Raw genomic sequence first — 18248 nt, forward strand, 5'->3', positions numbered from 1 at the left:
GCCATTTGCACGACCGAGGATACTCAAGGATGTCTTTTCGCCGGATGTTTCAACACAAAAAGGGTGTACTGCCGGGTCTCGTAGCCGCGCTGATGTTGCCGGCCTTGGCCCACGCCTTCGAACCCTTTGTCGTGCGGGATATCCGCGTAGAGGGTATTCAACGAACCGACGCCGGCACCGTCTTTGGTTATCTGCCTGTCAAGGTCGGCGAGAAATTCACCGAAGAAGAAGCCACCGAAGCCATCCGCCGTTTGTATGGCACGGGCTTTTTCACCGACGTTCAGATCCAGACGGACAATAATGTCGTCGTCGTGGTCGTTCAAGAACGTCCCACCATCGCGTCCGTTAATTTCAACGGCATGCGCGAATTCGATTCCAAGGCCATCACCACCTCGCTGGCGCAGGTCGGTTTTGCGGAAGGCCGCATTTTCGACCGCTCCATGCTCGAGCGCGCCGAATACGAATTGAAGCAGCAGTATCTGTCCAAGGGCAAATACGGCGTCGAAGTCACTTCCACCGTCACGCCGCTGCCGCGTAACCGCGTCGGCGTGAGTTTCGACGTGTTCGAAGGCTCGGTTGCCCGCATTCAGGAAATCCGTTTCGTCGGCAACAAGGCCTTTTCCGAAAGCGATCTGCTGGACGAATTCAAGCTGACCACCCCCGGCTGGCTGACCTGGTACACCGATACCGACAAATACTCGCGCGAAAAGCTCGAGGGCGACCTCGAACGCCTGCGCTCGTTCTACCTGGACAAGGGTTACCTTGAGTTCTCGGTCGAGCCGCCGCAGGTCACCATTTCGCCGGATCGCCAGGACATCCGCATCACGATCACCGTCCATGAAGGCGAGCCCTACAAGGTGCGCAGCGTCAAGCTGGCCGGCAACCTGCTGGGCCTGGACAAGGAAATCAACGACCTGGTGCAGATCAAGGCAGGCGAGACCTTCTCGGCCGCCAAGACCAACGATTCCGCCAAGGCGATCACCGACTACCTGGGTGAGCTGGGCTACGCGTTCGCCAACGTCAACCCGAACCCGCAACTGGACCGCGCCAAGCACGAAGCCGACTTGACGTTCTACGTCGATCCGAGCCGCCGCGTCTACGTGCGCCGCATCCAGATCGGCGGCAACACCCGTACCCGCGACGAAGTCGTGCGCCGCGAAATGCGCCAGCAGGAAGCCGCCTGGTACGACGCCGGCGACATCAAGACCTCGCGCGACCGCGTCGACCGCCTGGGTTACTTCAGCGACGTCAACGTCAAGACCGAGCCGGTCCCGGGCTCCCCTGACCAGGTCGACGTCAACGTCGACGTGAAGGAAAAGCCCACCGGCATGATCAACCTGGGCGTGGGCTACGGCTCGTCCGAAAAGGCGATTCTGTCGGCCGGTATCAGCGAAGACAACGTCTTTGGCAGCGGCACCAACCTGACGCTGCAACTGAACACCAGCAAGACGAACCGGGCCGTGGTGCTGTCGCATACCGATCCGTACTGGACCAAGGACGGCATCAGCCGCACGACGTCGGCGTACTACCGCGTGACCGAGCCCTGGAACAACAACGACGGTGACTACCGCGTCAAGGCCTTGGGCCTGGGCATGAACTTCGGTATCCCGATCTCGGAGTACGACCGCATCTTCCTGGGCGGCAACTTCGAACGCAACCAGATCGACCTGTACAACAACTCGCCGGCGGCCTACGAAAGTTTCGTTGACCAGTATGGCGATGCGACGAACTCGGTGATCCTGAGCGCCGGCTGGTCCAAGGACACGCGTGACAGCGCGCTGGCGCCGACCAAGGGTTCGTACACGCGCTTGAAGGCTGACGTGTCGACCATCGATCTGCAGTACACGATGCTGACGGCGCAACAGCAGTATTACGTGCCGCTGGGCGGCTCGTACACCCTGGCGCTGAACGGCATGGTCGATTGGGGCCAGAGCTACGGCAGCAAGGATTACCCGGTCATCAAGAACGTCTACGCCGGCGGTATCGGCACCGTCCGCGGCTACGAAGGCTCGTCGCTGGGTCCGCGCGACGTCAAGACGGGCGATTACCTGGGCGGCACGCGCCGCATCGTGGCCAACGCCCAGCTGTACCTGCCGTTCCCGGGCGCCTCGAAGGATCGCACCCTGCGCTGGTTCATCTTCAGCGACGCCGGTCAGGTGTCGGCGGGCAGCGGCCTGTCCTGCACCCGCGGCCGCGACAACACCGAGGTCGAGGATCCGTGCGGCTGGCGTTTCTCGGCCGGTATCGGCCTGTCTTGGCAATCGCCGATGGGCCCGCTGCAGCTGTCGTATGCGCGACCGCTTAATTCCAAGCCGGGCGACGACAAGCAAAGCTTCCAGTTCCAGATCGGGACGGGATTCTAAGCGAGGCGTTACTCTTGAAAACAAGGGCGCGGCCCCCTGGTCCAGCGTCCTTGCTGTTTAGTGGCACAATACACACTTTGGCTTTGCCTTACTGGAAGGTGAGATTTTCATGATGTCTGATTTCGCACTTAAATCATCGAAGACGCTGGGCGCCAAGCGCCGTGGCAAGCTGGGCGGCTCCATTGCCCTGGTGGGTGCGCTCATTCTCGGTTCGGCTGCCGCGATCCCCGCGCAAGCGCAAGGCACCAAGATCGGTTTCGTCAATACCGAACGCATCCTGCGCGAATCGGGTCCGGCCAAGACTGCCCAAAGCAAGATCGAAGCCGAATTCAAGAAGCGCGACGACGAACTCCAGCGCCTGAACAACAGCCTGCGCTCGCAAGCCGAGAAGTTCGACAAGGACGCCCCCGTCCTGTCGGAATCCGACCGCGTCAAGCGCCAACGCGAACTGGCCAACCTGGACACCGACCTGCAGCGCAAGCGCCGCGAGTTCCAGGAAGACTTCAACCGCCGCCGCAACGAAGAATTCTCGGGCATCGTGTCCAAGGCCAATGACGCCATCAAGCGCATTGCCGAACAGGAAAACTACGACCTGATCATCCAGGACGCGGTGACGGTCAACCCGCGCATCGACATCACCGACAAGGTGATCCAGAGCCTGGGCAAGTAAAGCGATACCCGTCTAGTCATGCCGGTTTTACTGGATCTTGCCCGCGCGCCGACACTCGAAGCATTGTTGAGCGCCGCCAATACCCAGGGTATGGACTGGCGTATCAGTGCGGTTCCCGGCGCAGACCCCATCCGGGTCTGCGGCATCGGGACCCTGTCTTCGGCCGGCCGCCAGGAAATCACTTTCCTGTCCAATCCCCGTTACCAAAGCCAGCTTGGGGCAACCGGAGCGGGGGCGGTCATCGTCTCCACCGACGTCGCCGAGGCGCTCGAAGCCCAGGGCAGCGACCGCCCGCCATTCGCGCTGGTCGTCTGCAAGCATCCCTATCTGCTCTACGCGCGCGTCGCGCAGTGGTTCGACACTGCCCGCAGACCCGCCTTGCCCGCTGAAACCCATTCGTCCGCCGTGGTTGCGTCCGACGCGATCATCGAAGAAGGCGTGCGTATCGGCCCGAACTGCGTCGTCGAAGCCGGCGTGCGCATCGGACGGGGCACGGTGCTGGGTCCGGGTTGCGTCATCGGCGCCGGATCGTCCATCGGGCCCGACGGCCGGCTGCATGCCAACGTCACGCTGTACGAAGGCGTCAAGATCGGCGCCCGGGTCATCCTGCACAGCGGTTCGGTGCTGGGGGCCGATGGTTTCGGCTTCGCGCCGGATCCCTCGCTGGGCAAGGGCGCCTGGGGCAAGATCCCGCAGTTCGGCGGCGTTTCGCTGGGCGATGACGTCGAAATCGGCGCCAACACCACCGTCGACCGCGGCGCCCTTGAAGACACCGTCCTGGCGGACGGCGTGAAGCTCGACAACCAGATCATGATCGGCCACAACTGCCGCATCGGCGCGCATACCGCGATGGCGGCCTGCGTGGGTGTGGCGGGCTCGACCACCATCGGCGAGCGCTGCACCATCGGCGGCGCCGCGATGCTCTCGGGGCATCTGGTGCTGGGCGACGACGTGCATATCTCGGGCGGCACGGCAGTGACGTCCAATATTTCCAAGCCTGGCCGCTACACCGGGGTCTTCCCGTACGCGGAGCATGGCGAATGGCAGCGCAACGCCGCCGTGATACAACAGTTGGCGCAATTGCGCCGCCGCGTGCGCACGCTGGAAAAGGACTAGGGCGCGTTCGCCGCCCTGGCGCGCCAGCGCCGCCACATTATTTAATTTCGCAGGAACGCATAGAAAAATGGAACTCGACATCAAGGGGATCATGGAGAGGCTGCCGCATCGCTACCCGATGCTGCTGATTGACCGTGTCGTGGAAATGGTGCCTGGCAAGTCCATCGTCGCCATCAAGAACGTCTCGATCAACGAGCCGTTTTTCAACGGTCACTTTCCTCACCATCCGGTGATGCCGGGCGTGCTCATCGTCGAAGCCATGGCCCAGGCCTCGGCGCTGTTCTCGTTCACGGACGAAAACGGCGGCCTCAAGTGCGAAGGCGCCAAGACCGCCTATTACCTGGTCGGCATCGACGGCGCGCGCTTTCGCCGCCCCGTCGTCCCGGGCGACCAGCTGCGCATCGAGGTCGAAGCGGAACGCCTGAGCCGCAGCATCTGTAAGTATCAAGCACGCGCGACGGTCGACGGCCAGGAAGTGGCTTCCGCCAAGCTGATGTGCGCGATTCGCAGCCTGGAAGAGTAAATGGCAGGAAACATCCATCCCACCGCTGTTGTCGATCCGGCGGCAAAAATCGACCCGACCGTGGTCATCGGCCCGTTCGCAGTGGTGGGGCCTGATGTGACCATCGGTGCGGGGACCGAAATCGGCCCGTACTGCATGATCGACGGTGTGACCACCATCGGTCGCGACAACCGCTTCTATCGTTATTGCTCCATCGGCGGCATGCCGCAGGACAAGAAGTACGCGGGCGAGCCGACGCGCCTGACGATCGGCGACCGCAATACGGTGCGCGAATTCGTCACGCTCAATACCGGCACGACGCAGGATGGCGGTGAAACAACGCTGGGCAACGACAACTGGATCATGGCCTACGTTCACGTGGCCCATGACTGCCACATCGGCAGCAACACGATCCTGGCCAATTCGGTGCAGCTTGGCGGCCACGTGCATGTGGGCGACTGGGCGATCATCGGCGGCCTGACCGGCGTGCACCAGTTCTCGCGCGTGGGCGCGCATACCATGACGGGCGGCAACAGCTCCCTCATGCAGGACACCCCGCCTTTTGTGCTGGCGGCCGGCAACCCGTGCCGCCCGGTGGGCATCAACGTCGAAGGCCTGAAACGCCGCGGTTTTTCCGCGGCATCGATTTCGGCCCTGCGCGAAGCCTACAAGATCATCTACCGCCGGGGCCTGCCCCTGGACGCGGCGCGCGCCGAACTGCGCGAGCGCCAGCAATCCACACCTGAAGCCGCGGAACATCTGCAGACGCTGCTGGACTTCCTGGACGTCGCCTCCCGCGGCATCATCCGCCCATGAGCGCTCGGATCGGCATGGTGGCCGGCGAGCCTTCGGGCGACCTGCTGGCCGGACGCATCATTGCCGGTCTGCAAGCGCGCGACAGCGGCGTGCGCTGCGAGGGCATCGGCGGACCGCAGATGCAGGCGCGAGACTTCGACGCCTGGCATCCGATGCACGCGCTGACCGTGTTTGGCTACGTGGACGCGCTCAAGCGCCTGCCCAGCCTGCTGGCTACCTACCGCGACGTCAAGCGCCGCTGGCTCGCCGAGCCGCCGTCCGTCTTCGTGGGCATCGACGCACCCGACTTCAATCTGCGGCTGGAGCACCAGCTGCGCCAGGCGGGCACGCCGACGGTGCATTTCGTCGGCCCCTCGATCTGGGCCTGGCGCTACGAGCGCATTCACAAGATCCGCGAATCGGTCTCGCACATGCTGGTGCTGTTTCCGTTCGAGGAAGAGATCTACCGCAAGGAACGCATACCGGTGACGTACGTGGGCCATCCGCTGGCCGGCGCCGTGCCGATGCAGCCGGACCGCGCGGCGGCCCGCGAGCGCCTGGGCATCGATCAAGACGCCCGTGTGCTGGCGATCCTGCCCGGCAGCCGGTCCTCCGAGATCCGTCTGCTCGCGCCGCGCTTTCTGCAGGCGGCCCAGCAATTGCTGAAGAAGGATCCGGCCCTGCAGTGCATCGTGCCCATGGTCAATGACCAGCGGCGGGCCGAGTTCCTGGAAATCCTGGCCCAGTACCCGGTGCCCGGTCTGCGCTGCGTCACCGCGCACGATCTGCATGGCGAGGGCGGGGACCGCAAGGCGCCGGTGGCCTGGTCCGTCATGGAAGCCGCCACGGCCGTCCTGGTCGCAAGCGGCACCGCCACGCTGGAAACGGCGCTGTTCAAACGGCCCATGGTCATCTCCTACGTCCTGTCGCCCTGGATGCGGCGGATCATGGCGTGGAAGTCCGGTCAGCAGCGCCCGTACCTGCCCTGGGTGGGCCTGCCCAACGTGCTGCTTCGCGACTTCGTCGTTCCCGAGCTTTTGCAGGACGACGCGACGCCCGATAAACTGGCCGAAGCGACCTGGCAGGCGTTGACCGACGACGCCCTGATCGCCCGCGTGGAGGCCCGTTTCACCGCCATGCACCAAGACCTGTTGCGCGATACGCCGGCGCTGGCCGCGCAGGCGATCCTGGAGGTGGCCGATGGAGCAGCCTGAGCTTTTCGTGGCGCCGGAGCAGCCCGCGCTGCTGACCGCCGGTGTCGACGAGGCGGGCCGCGGCCCGCTTGCCGGCCAGGTCTATGCGGCGGCGGTCATTCTGGATCCGTCACGCGTCATTGACGGCCTGGCCGACTCCAAGGTCCTCACCGCCGTGCGCCGCGAGGAATTGGCGCTGCAGATCAAGGAACAGGCGCTTGCCTGGTGCATCGCCAGCGCCACGGTCTCGGAAATCGACAGCCTGAACATTCTGCGCGCCACCATGCTGGCGATGCAGCGCGCGGTGCAGGGCCTGGCCAACGAGCCGCAACTGGCGCTGGTCGACGGCAATCAGGCGCCGAAACTGCGCTGCACCGTGCAAACCGTCATCAAGGGCGATGCGCTGGTGCCGGCAATCTCGGCCGCCTCCATCCTTGCCAAGACCGCGCGCGACGCCGACCTGCTTCGCCTGCACGCCCTGTATCCGCAATACGCGTTCGACCAGCACAAGGGCTACGGCACGGCGCTGCATCTGCAACGGCTGCGCGAGCACGGTCCGTGCGCCGAACACCGGCGCAGCTTCGCGCCCATCAAGGCCTTCGGCCTGGTTTCATGAAGCACATCAGTTCCCGGGACAACCCGGCGGTCAAGGCGCTGGTCAAGCTGGCCGGCACCGCGGGCAAGCGTGGCGCTCCAGTGCTGCTCGATGGCGTGCACCTTTGCCAGGCATGGTTGCAACACCACGGCGCGCCGGATCGGGCGATTTTCGACGTGGACCGCCTTTCCCAGCCGGACATCGCGGCGCTCGCCGTGGCCGTGCCGGACAACGTCAGCCTCGCGCTGGACGCGCGCCTGATGCACGCCGTGGCCGCCGTCGAAAGCGGGCAGGGCGTCGCCTTCCTGGTCACGCCGCCGGTGCCCGCGCTGCCTGAACGGGTGGATGAAACCTGCGTGCTATTCGACCGCATCCAGGACCCTGGCAATGTTGGCACTTTGCTGCGCACGTGCGCCGCGGCCGGCGTCAAGCGGGTGTTTCTTGCCACGGGCTCGGCGGCGGCCTGGTCTCCCAAAGTGCTTCGCAGCGGCCAGGGCGCGCATTTTGTCCTGGATATCCACGAGCATGTCGATCTCCAGGCCTTGCTGCCGCGCTTGCGAGTGCCACTGGTGGCGACGGCGCTGGACGGCTCGCGCGACCTTTACGCGGACCGCCTGCCAGAGCGGTGCGCGTGGGTGTTCGGGCATGAGGGCCAGGGTGTGGCGCCCGCGTTGCTGGCCGCTGCCAGCCTGAAGGTGCGCATTGACCACGACGCCGCCGCCGTCGAGTCGCTGAATGTCGGCGCCGCCGCAGCGATCTGCCTGTTCGAGCAGCGCCGCCAGGCGACCCAGCGCCATCCCGCCTGAGCCGGCGCGGGATCCCCCCGTTTTTCCACCGATTGATCGGCGAATCTGCCCCCTATACTGCCGCGCTTGTGCAACGTGGGCGGCGCACTGACGCGGCCCGCATTTCGAGCCCGGGGAGGGGACACGTGAAACACTGGATCAAACTGAGCCTGGCCGCGCTGGGCGCCGCAACCGTGCTGGCGGGCTGCGCGGGCCCCCGGTATGGCGACGTGGCGGCCAAGATCTCCGCACTGGAGCCGGGCGAAGGGCGGATCTATTTCTACCAGCCCAAGACGTCCAACGGCGACAAGGTGCCGCATCCGGCCATCCTGGTCGACAACGCCCGCGTCGGCAAATCCAAGGCAGGCCACTTCTTTTTCGTCGACCGGTCGGCCGGGACGCTCGAAGTGATCACGGCAACGGACCGCAAGGAACGCAAGGACCCGCTGGTCGTGCCGCTAGCGGCAGGGCAGACGCAATACGTCCGGGTGGACGTCGCGGGAGGCAAGCAAGTGCTGCGCCTGGAGCAGTCGCCCGACGCCGCGCAGCAAGCGCTGGCCGACTTGCGATATTGGGGCGCGGGTCGACGCGAGCGCGAGGCGCTGCGCTATTGATTGCGGATACGTTTTGTAGATTTCTGACGCACCCCTATACTTACGCACTTCATTCGTTGCCGGGGTATCCATGGTGTCGTCGGAAGTTCCAAAAATCGCGGGCGCGGCCCGTCTGAGCAAGTTTGCCGTGTTGGCCGTCGCGGGCATGCTCTCCTTGAGCGCGTGCATGTCCGTGTCGACACAGCGGGCGAACCTGGTGCCCGTGGCGCCGGCGGACCCGGTCAACGTGATCCAGCTGTCGCGCTTGGTCACCGCCCAGCTGCCCAATGACAGCATCGCGAATCTGCCGGCGGCGTCGCAATGGCAGCGCGTGGGCGCCTTGCCGCAAGGCGACGTCTACCGGTCGCTTGGCGGCCTGTTCACGGTCCAGACGCGGCGCCAGGGAGAGGCCTATCTCGTGGCGTCCTCGGGAAAGCTCGTCGGCTTTTACCTGCCTGGTGAAATGGCCTATCTGCCGTTGAACCGTCCTGTCACCCTGCCTGTGGAAAAGCGTCAATGAAGATCTGGATGAAATTGGCGGCGACGGCCGCGACGGTGGTTGCGCTGGCCGGGTGCGCGGGTCCGCAGTACCAATCCTTGCAGGGGCGCATACCGCCAATCGCGCAAGGCGATGGGCGCATCTACTTCTACCAGCCGCAGGCGCAGGCGTCGGCCGCCGCTGTGGCGCAGCAAAAGCTGCGCGTGAACGGCGATGTCGTAGGGCGCAACAAGCCGGGCAGCTTCTTTTTCGTGGACCGCCCGGCAGGCAGTTATGTCGTGACCAACCTGTATTGGACGGGTGACGGCGTGAGTTTCAAGCTTGATCCCGGTCAGACGCGCTATGTGCGCATCAAGGCCGAATCGCTGGGCAGCACGGGCACGGTGGGCAAGCTGTCCATGGAAATGGTCGATCCGCCCGAACTCGCTGAAACCGAGCTCCTGAAGATGCGCTATTGGGGCGCGGCTTCGCCCGAGCAGGTTCCTGGCTTGCGTTAGACCCGAACCGAAGAGAAATCCATGCAGAGCAGCTTGAAGTTGATGGCCGCCGCCGCGCTGGGCGCCGCCTTGTTGGCCGGTTGCGGCGGTCCCCGCTACAAGGATGTGGCGGGCACCATTCCCGTCATGGTCCCGGATACGGGCCGAATCTATTTCTACCAGCCGCCGGCGCCGATTGGCGTGGTGTCGAATCAACCGTATCTGCGCGTCAATGGGGTGAAGGTCGGCCGGTCCAAGCCGGGCAGCTTCTTCTACGTGAACCGTCCGGCGGGCAAGTACGAGATCGATACGCTGCGCGATGGCGAGACCCTGACGTTCGACCTGGCGCCGGGCCAGACGCGGTACGTGCGCCTGAGCATCGAGGGCGCAACCGGAAATGCCGCCAGCGTGGGGCGGCAGGACATGCGCCTGGAAGAGTCCGAAAAGGTTGCCCAACAGGAGATGTCGCCGCTGAAGTACTGGGGCGCGGGATCACGAGAGCGCGTCAAGCTGCGTCCCTGAATATTCACCGTAACATTCGCCGGCTGAAATCGCCGGTCAATCAAGGGCGCGCCTGAACGCGCCCTTTTTCTTTATCCGCGATCCAGGCCGACTTCCTGCAACACGGTGGTCGCGATCTCTTCGATCGATTTCGTGGTGCTGGACAGCCACGAAATGCCTTCGCGGCGCATCATGCGTTCGGCTTCCGCCACTTCGTAGCGGCATTGCTCAAGTTGCGCGTAGCGGCTGTTGGGGCGGCGCTCGTTGCGCACTTCGGCCAGGCGCTCGGGCTGGATCGACAGGCCGAACAGCTTGCCCCGGTGAGGCGCGATGGTCGAGGGCAGGGTGCCGCGTTCGAAATCGTCGGGCGTGAGCGGGAAATTCGCGGCTTTGATGGCGTATTGCATGGCCAGGTACAGACTGGTGGGCGTCTTGCCGCAACGCGAGACCCCGACGAGGATCACGTCGGCCTGATCGAGCTGGTTCACGAACTGGCCGTCGTCATGCGCCAGGCTGAAGTTGATGGCGTCGATCCGGTTCCGGTACTTTTCCGAGTTGGCCTGCATGTGCGAGCGGCCGATGGAGTGGCTGGATTTCAGGCCCAGCGCCTGCTCGATGTGGCTGACGAACGTGCCGAACAGATCCAGAAAGATGCCGTTCGCCTGGCGAACGCGGGCCAGGATTTCAGGGTTGACCAGGGTACTGAAAACGATGGGAGGCACGCCCGCATCCTGGGCGCTGCGATCGATCCGCATGGCGACTTCCGCGGCCTTTTCAAGCGTGTCCACGAAGGGCAGGCGGATGGGCTTGAAATTGACCTCCTCGAACTGCGAAAGCACTGACTGGCTGAAGGTTTCCGCGGTGATGCCGGTACTGTCGGAAACGATGTATACCGTGCGTACGATAGGGGTAGATGTCATGTGTAAAAAATTCCAACCAGGCAGATGGCCGGACGTACTCCACCGAGTACAATCAGGCCCCTATAAGTCACCCCAAGGGCGGTCCAAGGCCAGTTTGGTCAGCGTCTGAAAGCGTGTCTGCACAAGCCGGAAAAAGCGTTTCTCCGGCACTCAGAACAGCGCATTTCATCCGTTGACCAAACTCGCTTTCATTCCATTGTAAAAGGTGACTTCAATGTCGTATGTTGTTTTGTTCGAGCAGCTCCGCATGACGGACGTGGACTCGGTAGGAGGCAAGAACGCATCTCTTGGCGAAATGATCAGCCAGCTGTCTGGCGCGGGTGTCCGCGTGCCGGGCGGCTTTGCCACGACCGCAGACGCCTTCCGCGATTTCCTGAAGGCTTCGGGCCTGGACAAGCGGATCGCTGAACGCCTGACCACGCTGAACCCCGAAGACGTGCGCGAACTGGCCACCGCCGGTGCGCAGATCCGCCAATGGATCGTCGAGGCGCCGTTCTCGCCGGAATTCGAATCGCAGATCCGCGAAGCCTTCGCCAAGCTCGACGCCGATGGCAAGGGCTCGTTCGCCGTGCGCTCGTCCGCCACGGCCGAAGACCTGCCCGACGCCTCGTTCGCCGGCCAGCAGGAAACCTTCCTGAACGTGGTGGGCATCGACGACGTGCTGGACAAGATCCGCCACGTGTTCGCGTCGCTGTACAACGACCGCGCGATTTCCTATCGCGTGCACAAGGGCTACGCCCATGCCGACGTCGCCTTGTCGGCCGGCATCCAGCGCATGGTGCGTTCCGACAAGGGCAGCGCCGGCGTCATGTTCACCATCGACACCGAATCGGGCTTCCAGGATGTGGTGTTCATCACCTCGTCGTATGGCCTGGGCGAAACCGTCGTGCAGGGCGCCGTCAACCCTGACGAGTTCTACGTCTTCAAGCCCACGCTGGAGCAAGGCCACTATCCCATCGTCGGTCGCCGCATCGGCTCCAAGCTCATCAAGATGGAGTTCGATCCCGAGCGTCCCGAAGGCCGTGCCGTGCGCACGGTGGACGTGCCCGTGTCCGAGCGCAACCGCTACTCGCTGACCGACGACGAGGTCAACGAACTGGCCCGCTACGCCGTCATCATCGAAAAGCACTACCAGCGTCCGATGGACATCGAGTGGGGCCGCGACGGCGTGGACGGCAAGATCTACATCCTGCAGGCGCGCCCCGAAACGGTGAAGTCGCAGCAGGGCGCCAACGACGTGCAGCAGCGCTACCGCCTGAAGGCGACCGGCCAGGTGCTGATCACCGGCCGTGCCATTGGCCAGAAGATCGGTTCGGGTCCGGTGCGCGTCGTGGGCGACATCTCCGACATGGACAAGGTCCAGCCGGGCGACGTGCTGGTCACCGACATGACGGATCCCAACTGGGAACCCGTGATGAAGCGCGCCTCGGCCATCGTGACGAACCGCGGCGGCCGTACGTGCCACGCCGCGATCATCGCGCGTGAACTGGGCATTCCGGCGGTGGTGGGCTGCGGCAACGCGACCGACGTGCTCAAGGAAGGCCAGGCCGTGACCGTGTCCTGCGCCGAAGGCGACGAAGGCCGCATCTATGACGGCCTGATCGAGACCGAAGTCGAGGAAGTGCGCCGTGGCGACATGCCCGCCATCGATCTGAAGATCATGATGAACGTGGGCAACCCGCAACTGGCGTTCGACTTCGCCCAGATCCCGAACGGCGGCGTCGGCCTGGCTCGCCTGGAATTCATCATCAACAACAACATCGGCATCCACCCGAAGGCAGTCCTGGACTACCCGAACGTGGACGGCGAACTGAAGAAGGCCGTGGAATCGGCCGCTCGCGGCCATGCAAGCCCGCGCGCCTTCTTCGTCGAGAAGATGGCCGAAGGCGTGGCGACGATTGCCGCCGCCTTCTACCCCAAGCCGGTCATCGTGCGCATGTCGGACTTCAAGTCCAACGAGTACCGCAAGCTGGTGGGCGGTTCGCGCTACGAGCCCGAGGAAGAGAACCCCATGCTGGGCTTCCGCGGCGCGTCGCGCTACATCGCCGAAGACTTCGCCGAGTGCTTCCGCATGGAATGCGAAGCCCTCAAGAAGGTGCGCGATGAAATGGGCCTGACGAACGTCGAGATCATGGTGCCGTTCGTGCGCACGCTGGGTCAGGCCGAGAAGGTCGTGAACCTGCTCGCCAAGCACGGCCTGGCGCGCGGCGAAAACGGCCTGAAGCTGATCATGATGTGCGAAGTGCCGTCCAACGCCATCCTGGCCGACGAGTTCCTGCAGTACTTCGACGGCTTCTCCATCGGCTCGAACGACATGACCCAGCTCACGCTGGGCCTGGACCGCGATTCGGGCATGGAGCTTTTGGCGGCGGACTTCGACGAGCGCGACGAAGCCGTCAAGTTCATGCTGCGCCGTGCGATCAAGGCTTGCCTGGCTGCCAACAAGTACGTCGGCATCTGCGGCCAAGGCCCCAGCGATCACCCGGACTTCGCGCAGTGGCTGAAGGACGAAGGCATCCTGTCGATGTCGCTGAATCCGGACACGGTTGTCGATACGTGGCAGCGCCTGGCCAAGAACTGATTGGCCGGTTGAAACGAAAAACCCCGCGTCTTTTGGGACGCGGGTTTTTTTTATTCGCTCGGGCTTTATTCGACCCGTGCCGGCTCAGGCAGCCTTGGCTTCCCGGGCAATGAGTTCGCGCTTGCGGTCGATGCCCCAGCGGTAGCCGGCCAGCGAGCCGTCGGTGCGCACCACGCGATGGCAGGGAATGGCCAGCGCGATGTTGTTGGTGGCGCAGGCGCGGGCGACGGCGCGCACGGCGGTGGGAGCGCCGATGCGCTCGGCCACCTGCGCGTAGGTGGCGGTTTCGCCCAGCGGGATTTCGCAGAGCGCCTCCCAGACCTTGCGCTGGAATGCCGTGCCGCGCACGTCCAGCGGCAGGTCCAGGCCGCGCGCCGGATCTTCGACAAAGCCGACAACGTCCGCAACCCAGCTTTCGAACTGGGGATCGGCGCCGATCAGCCTGGCGGCGCGGAAGCGGTCCTGCAGGTTCTTGACCAGCCGGTCAGGGTCCTCGTCCAGCGCGATTTCGCAGATGCCGGTGCTGCTTGCCGCCACCAGCAGCGCGCCCAATGCGCATTGCGCGACCGCGAACCGGATGTCCACGCCTTCGCCGTTTTTGCGGAACGCGGTGGGCGTCATGCCCAGGATGGCGGGGGCGGCCTCGTAGAAGCGTCCGCTGGAATTGAAGCCGGCGTCGTACATGGCGTCGGTGACGCTGGCGCTTTCTTCCAGGCGCTGGCGCGCGCGGCTGGCCCGCAGCGCGTTGGCGTAGGCCTTGGGCGTGATGCCCGTGGCGGCCTTGAAAACGCGGTGGAAATGGAAGCGGCTCATGCCGGCCTGTTCGGCCAGCGTCGACAGATCGGGCGGCTGCTCGGCTTCCAGGGCGCGGCAGGCGCGCTCGACGGCGGCGGCGTGCTGTTTGCTCAGGGGGACGGCGGCGGGGCTCATAAGGGACTCCTGACTGGCGCGTGTTGGCGTAACGCTCGACGCTATCGTCTCAAGACTGACCGGCCCCGGCACTCCGCTTGTTGCGGCGCAGCCTAGGTCTTTGGCGTACCCCCGTGGCGTCCCGGCGGGGCCGGCGGGACGCCCGCGTAACTCAGGCGCCGGGCGCGTAGGTCTCCAGGAAGCGCCGCAGCAGGCCTGCCGCCACTGGCGTCGCGCGCACGTTGGCCGACAGATCGGGCATGTCGAGGTTTTCGGCGGCGTAGCGGCGGCCATAACGCTCGAGATGAGCCAGGATGAAATCCGGCCCGAACTCGGGGTGAAACTGGGTCGAAAAGACGTTGCGGCCGATGCGGATCATCTGGTGGTCGTCCAGATCCGAACGCGCCAGCACCGCCGCGCCCGGGGGCAGCTGCAGCACGGTCTGCGCATGCAGCATCTGCGCAGGGAAGGTGGACGGCACGCCGGCCATGAGTGGATCGCCGGAGGCGGTCGGCAGCAATTCCACGGTCTGGGTGCCCACTTCCCGGCCCGAAGGGTTGTAGCCGACCTTGCCGCCCAGCGCGTGCGCCAGCAGTTGGTGCCCGTAGCAGACGCCGAACATCGGCAGGCCCGCGTCGACGGCCTCGCGCAGCCAGGCGGCGGTGTCTTCGCTCCAGGGTTCCTTGTCGGACACCATGGCGGGCGAACCGGTGATCAGGGCAGCGCGGTAGCTGGAGGGCGCCTGCGGGCGCTGGCCCTCGTATACCGCGACGATCTCGACGTTGCTGGCGGCCAGGCCGGCCGCCGTCATGATTTGTTCGGCATAGCCGCCGAACTGGCTTTTGAGCGTTTCGTCCGGATCGCCGGTGTGCAGGATCAGGACGGGAAGAGCAGAAGGAGTTGCGGCGGTCATAAAAGCTTATAGGTGGATGAGGGCGGCGCGTTGGTCCCGCGACGTGGCGCGCCAGCGCACATAGTAATCCAGCGAAAATGTTCTCGTCGGCGCACTGCGGCTCCCGCTCCGTCCCGGAAATACGTACAATCCGCTCAGATACTCATCCTTACAGACGATTCTCAATACTATGTGGATTTGGCTGGGATTGGCCGCGCTGGCGCTCATCGGAGAGCTGGCGACAGGAACCTTCTATTTGCTGCTGGTCGCATTGGGCCTGGCCGCCGGCGGCATCGCGGCCTGGATGAACGCCGGCCTGCAGTGGGAGCTGGTGGCGTGCGGCGTCGTGCTGCTGCTGGGGCTATTGGTGCTGCGCAAGACCCGGGTGCTGAAAAAGCGTGAGGTCAATTCCGCTCGCAACGCCGACGTCAACCTGGACATCGGCCAGACCGTCGTCGTAGAGGCGTGGTCCGACAGCGGGGCGGCGCGTGTCTGGTACCGGGGCGCGCATTGGCAGGCCGAGCTGGCCAAGGGACACGCCGCCCATCCCGGCGAACACATCATTACCGAATTGCGCGGCTCGATCCTCGTGCTGACTCCCAAGCGCGGCCGATCGGCATAGCAGAACGCACCCGCGCAGCGCCGCGGGCAATCGCCGGAACCCCGGCCAGCATGGCGGGGCAGGCCGGCGCATCCATCCGAAAAGAGGCTTCACACCATGATCGATTCTTCAACCGTCGTGCTGCTTGTCATCGTTGCGCTGGCGATCCTTATCGTCGTCAAGGCGATCGCCATCGTGCCGCAGCAGCATGCCTGGGTGGTCGAGCGGCTGGGCAAGTTCGACCGCGTCCTGTCGCCGGGCGCCGGGTTCGTGATTCCGTTCATCGAACGGGTGGCCTACAAGCATTCCCTGAAGGAAATCCCCCTGGATGTGCCCAGCCAGGTCTGCATCACGCGCGACAACACTCAGCTGCAGGTCGACGGCGTGCTGTATTTCCAGGTCACGGACCCGATGCGTGCCTCGTACGGTTCGTCCAACTACATTTCGGCGATCACGCAGCTTGCCCAGACCACCTTGCGTTCGGTCATCGGCAAGATGGAACTGGACCGCACCTTTGAAGAGCGCGACTCCATCAACAGCAACATCGTCTCGTCGCTGGACGAGGCGGCGCTGAACTGGGGCGTGAAGGTGCTGCGCTATGAAATCAAGGATCTGACGCCGCCCAACGAGATCCTGCGTTCGATGCAGGCCCAGATCACGGCGGAACGCGAGAAGCGCGCGCTGATCGCCGCCTCCGAGGGCCGCCGCCAGGAGCAGATCAATATCGCCACCGGCGAACGCGAAGCCGCGATCGCGCGATCCGAAGGCGAGAAGCAGGCGCAGATCAACCAGGCGCAGGGCGAGGCGGCCGCGGTGCTGGCGATTGCCGAAGCCACCGCCAAGGCCATCACGCAGGTTGCCGATGCGGTTCGCCAGCCGGGCGGCATGGAAGCGGTCAACCTGAAGGTTGCCGAGCGCTACGTCGAGGCGTTCGGTAACGTGGCCAAGGAAGGCAACACGCTGATCCTGCCGGCCAATCTGTCCGACGTTGGCGGGATGATCGCCTCCGCCATGACCATCGTGAAGTCCACGCGCAACACCTGATACCGCGCCTCGCGGCGCGCCGCCCATGATCGCTCCCGTTAATTTGCTTCTGATAGCAGCGCTGGCGGGAGTGCTTTCGCTGTGCGTGCTGGGGTCCCTGGCGCGCAGCGGCATGGCCGGCATCCGCGAGACCATACGCGCCAACCTGCTCACGCTGTTGGCGTTTTCCACATTTGCGCTGCAGAACACCGAGGCTCCGCTCTGGGCGTCCATCCTGGTGCCGAACGCGGCGATCGCGCTGGCCCTTTGTGCGTATTACGCCGGCGTGCGCCGGTTGCTCGGTCTTGCGGTGCCCCGGCATCTCATGACCCTGGGCTGCCTGGCGGCGCTGTCGGTCGTGGCCACCTACACCTACGTGGACTGGCAGGTGAGTCCGCGCGTCGTCGCGATGTCGCTGCTGCAAATGGGCTTCATGCTGGCCGTGGCCATCGTCGTCCAGCGCAACATGCCCAAGCATCGCTCGCGCTACGCCTACCGTTTCGTGTGGGCGGTGACGCTGATCTCCGCCGTGGTCTGCGCGCTTCGCGCCGGGGTCTACCTGGCGGGGCTGGGCACGGTGGCCGCCTTTCTTGAACCCACGCTGTGGGGCGTTGCGTTCCTGACGTTGGGCGTGTTGATCATGCCGTGCCTGACGCTGGGAACCATCATGATCATCCACGACCGCATGCTGGCCGACCGCGAACAAGAGGCCAATACCGACTTCCTGACGGGTCTGATGTCTCGCAAGGCGTGGTGGCTGCAGGCCGAACGGTATTGCGCACAGGCCCTGCGCATGCGCCGTCCGCTGACCTTGCTGCTGTTGGACATCGACCATTTCAAGCGCATCAACGACACGCATGGCCATGCGGCCGGCGATGCGGTGCTGCGCCATTTCGGCTTGCTGGCGACCGCGACACTACGAACCGGCGATCACGTGGGACGCGTGGGGGGCGAGGAATTCTGCGTGCTGTTTGCGGACATGCGCAGCGACGCGGTGCTGGAGGTGGCCGAGCGCCTGCTGGATTCGGTGCGGCGCACGCCTTGCGCGCACGGGGGCAGCACGATTTCGTATACGTTCAGCGCGGGCGTCGAGGACTGGATCCCGGGCGAAAACCTGCAAGTGCTGTTCGAACGGGCCGACCGCAAACTCTATGCGGCCAAATCGGCGGGACGCAACCGCGTGGTGGGCCCCGGCCACGAGGCCGAGCGCCCGGCGCTGCCGGTGGCCGCCTGA

The 18248-nt window shown here is 64.8% G+C and carries 19 protein-coding genes; 16 read left to right on the forward strand and 3 right to left on the reverse strand.

Annotated features, from left to right (window positions below):
* The first annotated feature begins 29 nt into the window (after window positions 1–29).
* The 12 genes from bamA to V6V88_RS11575 all read left to right on the forward strand — a co-directional run bounded on the left by bamA (window position 30) and on the right by V6V88_RS11575 (window position 10109).
* Window positions 30–2363: an outer membrane protein assembly factor BamA gene (gene bamA / locus V6V88_RS11520; RefSeq protein WP_056316774.1), complete on the forward strand. Its 2334-nt coding sequence runs from the start codon at window positions 30–32 to the stop codon at window positions 2361–2363.
* A gap of 109 nt (window positions 2364–2472) precedes the next feature.
* The gene (locus tag V6V88_RS11525; protein WP_056316777.1) at window positions 2473–3033 is read left to right on the forward strand and encodes an OmpH family outer membrane protein; all 561 of its coding nucleotides are present in this window, start codon (window positions 2473–2475) and stop codon (window positions 3031–3033) included.
* 18 nt (window positions 3034–3051) lie between these two features.
* Window positions 3052–4149 carry a UDP-3-O-(3-hydroxymyristoyl)glucosamine N-acyltransferase gene (lpxD, locus tag V6V88_RS11530; RefSeq protein WP_223575380.1) on the forward strand — a complete coding sequence of 366 codons (1098 nt, stop codon included), beginning with the start codon at window positions 3052–3054 and terminating at the stop codon, window positions 4147–4149.
* A gap of 67 nt (window positions 4150–4216) precedes the next feature.
* Window positions 4217–4672 carry a 3-hydroxyacyl-ACP dehydratase FabZ gene (gene fabZ / locus V6V88_RS11535; RefSeq protein ID WP_006385190.1) on the forward strand — a complete coding sequence of 152 codons (456 nt, stop codon included), beginning with the start codon at window positions 4217–4219 and terminating at the stop codon, window positions 4670–4672.
* Window positions 4673–5467, forward strand: a complete 795-nt coding sequence (gene lpxA, locus V6V88_RS11540; RefSeq protein WP_062841377.1) for an acyl-ACP--UDP-N-acetylglucosamine O-acyltransferase — start codon at window positions 4673–4675, stop codon at window positions 5465–5467.
* A complete protein-coding gene (lpxB, locus tag V6V88_RS11545; protein WP_062841376.1) occupies window positions 5464–6660 on the forward strand; it encodes a lipid-A-disaccharide synthase in 1197 nt (398 codons plus the stop codon). The genes lpxA and lpxB overlap by 4 nt, the downstream gene beginning before the upstream one ends.
* Complete coding sequence (gene rnhB, locus V6V88_RS11550) at window positions 6647–7255, forward strand: ribonuclease HII (RefSeq protein ID WP_223575381.1); 609 nt, start codon at window positions 6647–6649, stop codon at window positions 7253–7255. The genes lpxB and rnhB overlap by 14 nt, the downstream gene beginning before the upstream one ends.
* The gene (locus V6V88_RS11555; protein ID WP_062841374.1) at window positions 7252–8040 is read left to right on the forward strand and encodes an RNA methyltransferase; all 789 of its coding nucleotides are present in this window, start codon (window positions 7252–7254) and stop codon (window positions 8038–8040) included. The genes rnhB and V6V88_RS11555 overlap by 4 nt, the downstream gene beginning before the upstream one ends.
* A gap of 125 nt (window positions 8041–8165) precedes the next feature.
* Window positions 8166–8633 (forward strand): DUF2846 domain-containing protein, encoded by a 468-nt coding sequence (locus tag V6V88_RS11560; RefSeq protein WP_062841373.1) that lies wholly within the window; start codon window positions 8166–8168, stop codon window positions 8631–8633.
* 166 nt (window positions 8634–8799) lie between these two features.
* Window positions 8800–9132, forward strand: a complete 333-nt coding sequence (locus tag V6V88_RS11565) for a hypothetical protein (RefSeq protein WP_223575383.1) — start codon at window positions 8800–8802, stop codon at window positions 9130–9132.
* Window positions 9129–9608, forward strand: a complete 480-nt coding sequence (locus V6V88_RS11570; RefSeq protein WP_062841372.1) for a DUF2846 domain-containing protein — start codon at window positions 9129–9131, stop codon at window positions 9606–9608. Before V6V88_RS11565 ends, V6V88_RS11570 begins: the two co-directional genes overlap by 4 nt.
* A 21-nt stretch (window positions 9609–9629) precedes the next feature.
* Window positions 9630–10109: a DUF2846 domain-containing protein gene (locus tag V6V88_RS11575; protein WP_062841371.1), complete on the forward strand. Its 480-nt coding sequence runs from the start codon at window positions 9630–9632 to the stop codon at window positions 10107–10109.
* 71 nt (window positions 10110–10180) lie between these two features.
* Here V6V88_RS11575 and V6V88_RS11580 read toward each other — a convergent pair whose 3' ends face one another.
* The gene (locus V6V88_RS11580; protein WP_056316802.1) at window positions 10181–11008 is read right to left on the reverse strand and encodes a pyruvate, water dikinase regulatory protein; all 828 of its coding nucleotides are present in this window, start codon (window positions 11006–11008) and stop codon (window positions 10181–10183) included.
* Between the two features lie 214 nt (window positions 11009–11222).
* Between V6V88_RS11580 and ppsA the strand changes: the two genes are divergently transcribed.
* Complete coding sequence (ppsA, locus tag V6V88_RS11585; protein ID WP_056316805.1) at window positions 11223–13589, forward strand: phosphoenolpyruvate synthase; 2367 nt, start codon at window positions 11223–11225, stop codon at window positions 13587–13589.
* 84 nt (window positions 13590–13673) lie between these two features.
* Here ppsA and V6V88_RS11590 read toward each other — a convergent pair whose 3' ends face one another.
* Both V6V88_RS11590 and V6V88_RS11595 read right to left on the reverse strand, forming a co-directional pair.
* Window positions 13674–14519, reverse strand: coding sequence for a methylated-DNA--[protein]-cysteine S-methyltransferase (locus V6V88_RS11590; protein ID WP_056316807.1), 846 nt, complete (start codon window positions 14517–14519; stop codon window positions 13674–13676).
* 151 nt (window positions 14520–14670) lie between these two features.
* Window positions 14671–15411, reverse strand: a complete 741-nt coding sequence (locus V6V88_RS11595) for a glutamine amidotransferase (protein ID WP_062841370.1) — start codon at window positions 15409–15411, stop codon at window positions 14671–14673.
* A gap of 169 nt (window positions 15412–15580) precedes the next feature.
* Here V6V88_RS11595 and V6V88_RS11600 point away from each other — a divergent pair, with 169 nt between their 5' ends.
* The 3 genes from V6V88_RS11600 to V6V88_RS11610 all read left to right on the forward strand — a co-directional run bounded on the left by V6V88_RS11600 (window position 15581) and on the right by V6V88_RS11610 (window position 18248).
* Window positions 15581–16012: an NfeD family protein gene (locus V6V88_RS11600; protein WP_223575384.1), complete on the forward strand. Its 432-nt coding sequence runs from the start codon at window positions 15581–15583 to the stop codon at window positions 16010–16012.
* Between the two features lie 96 nt (window positions 16013–16108).
* Complete coding sequence (locus V6V88_RS11605; protein ID WP_223575385.1) at window positions 16109–17035, forward strand: SPFH domain-containing protein; 927 nt, start codon at window positions 16109–16111, stop codon at window positions 17033–17035.
* 25 nt (window positions 17036–17060) lie between these two features.
* Window positions 17061–18248 (forward strand): GGDEF domain-containing protein, encoded by a 1188-nt coding sequence (locus tag V6V88_RS11610; RefSeq protein ID WP_223575386.1) that lies wholly within the window; start codon window positions 17061–17063, stop codon window positions 18246–18248.

It is taken from the genome of Achromobacter sp. E1 (assembly GCF_037039475.1).
Classification (GTDB): Bacteria; Pseudomonadota; Gammaproteobacteria; order Burkholderiales; family Burkholderiaceae_B; genus Achromobacter; species Achromobacter mucicolens.

What these genes read in the sequence shown, in the direction of transcription:
- bamA (WP_056316774.1), top strand. Translation starts at nt 30, where the DNA reads ATGTCTTTTCGCCGGATGTTTCAACACAAAAAGGGTGTACTGCCGGGT.
- V6V88_RS11525 (WP_056316777.1), top strand. Translation starts at nt 2,473, where the DNA reads ATGATGTCTGATTTCGCACTTAAATCATCGAAGACGCTGGGCGCCAAG.
- lpxD (WP_223575380.1), top strand. Translation starts at nt 3,052, where the DNA reads ATGCCGGTTTTACTGGATCTTGCCCGCGCGCCGACACTCGAAGCATTG.
- fabZ (WP_006385190.1), top strand. Translation starts at nt 4,217, where the DNA reads ATGGAACTCGACATCAAGGGGATCATGGAGAGGCTGCCGCATCGCTAC.
- lpxA (WP_062841377.1), top strand. Translation starts at nt 4,673, where the DNA reads ATGGCAGGAAACATCCATCCCACCGCTGTTGTCGATCCGGCGGCAAAA.
- lpxB (WP_062841376.1), top strand. Translation starts at nt 5,464, where the DNA reads ATGAGCGCTCGGATCGGCATGGTGGCCGGCGAGCCTTCGGGCGACCTG.
- rnhB (WP_223575381.1), top strand. Translation starts at nt 6,647, where the DNA reads ATGGAGCAGCCTGAGCTTTTCGTGGCGCCGGAGCAGCCCGCGCTGCTG.
- V6V88_RS11555 (WP_062841374.1), top strand. Translation starts at nt 7,252, where the DNA reads ATGAAGCACATCAGTTCCCGGGACAACCCGGCGGTCAAGGCGCTGGTC.
- V6V88_RS11565 (WP_223575383.1), top strand. Translation starts at nt 8,800, where the DNA reads ATGTCCGTGTCGACACAGCGGGCGAACCTGGTGCCCGTGGCGCCGGCG.
- V6V88_RS11570 (WP_062841372.1), top strand. Translation starts at nt 9,129, where the DNA reads ATGAAGATCTGGATGAAATTGGCGGCGACGGCCGCGACGGTGGTTGCG.
- V6V88_RS11575 (WP_062841371.1), top strand. Translation starts at nt 9,630, where the DNA reads ATGCAGAGCAGCTTGAAGTTGATGGCCGCCGCCGCGCTGGGCGCCGCC.
- V6V88_RS11580 (WP_056316802.1), bottom strand. Translation starts at nt 11,008, where the DNA reads ATGACATCTACCCCTATCGTACGCACGGTATACATCGTTTCCGACAGT.
- ppsA (WP_056316805.1), top strand. Translation starts at nt 11,223, where the DNA reads ATGTCGTATGTTGTTTTGTTCGAGCAGCTCCGCATGACGGACGTGGAC.
- V6V88_RS11590 (WP_056316807.1), bottom strand. Translation starts at nt 14,519, where the DNA reads ATGAGCCCCGCCGCCGTCCCCCTGAGCAAACAGCACGCCGCCGCCGTC.
- V6V88_RS11595 (WP_062841370.1), bottom strand. Translation starts at nt 15,411, where the DNA reads ATGACCGCCGCAACTCCTTCTGCTCTTCCCGTCCTGATCCTGCACACC.
- V6V88_RS11600 (WP_223575384.1), top strand. Translation starts at nt 15,581, where the DNA reads ATGTGGATTTGGCTGGGATTGGCCGCGCTGGCGCTCATCGGAGAGCTG.
- V6V88_RS11605 (WP_223575385.1), top strand. Translation starts at nt 16,109, where the DNA reads ATGATCGATTCTTCAACCGTCGTGCTGCTTGTCATCGTTGCGCTGGCG.
- V6V88_RS11610 (WP_223575386.1), top strand. Translation starts at nt 17,061, where the DNA reads ATGATCGCTCCCGTTAATTTGCTTCTGATAGCAGCGCTGGCGGGAGTG.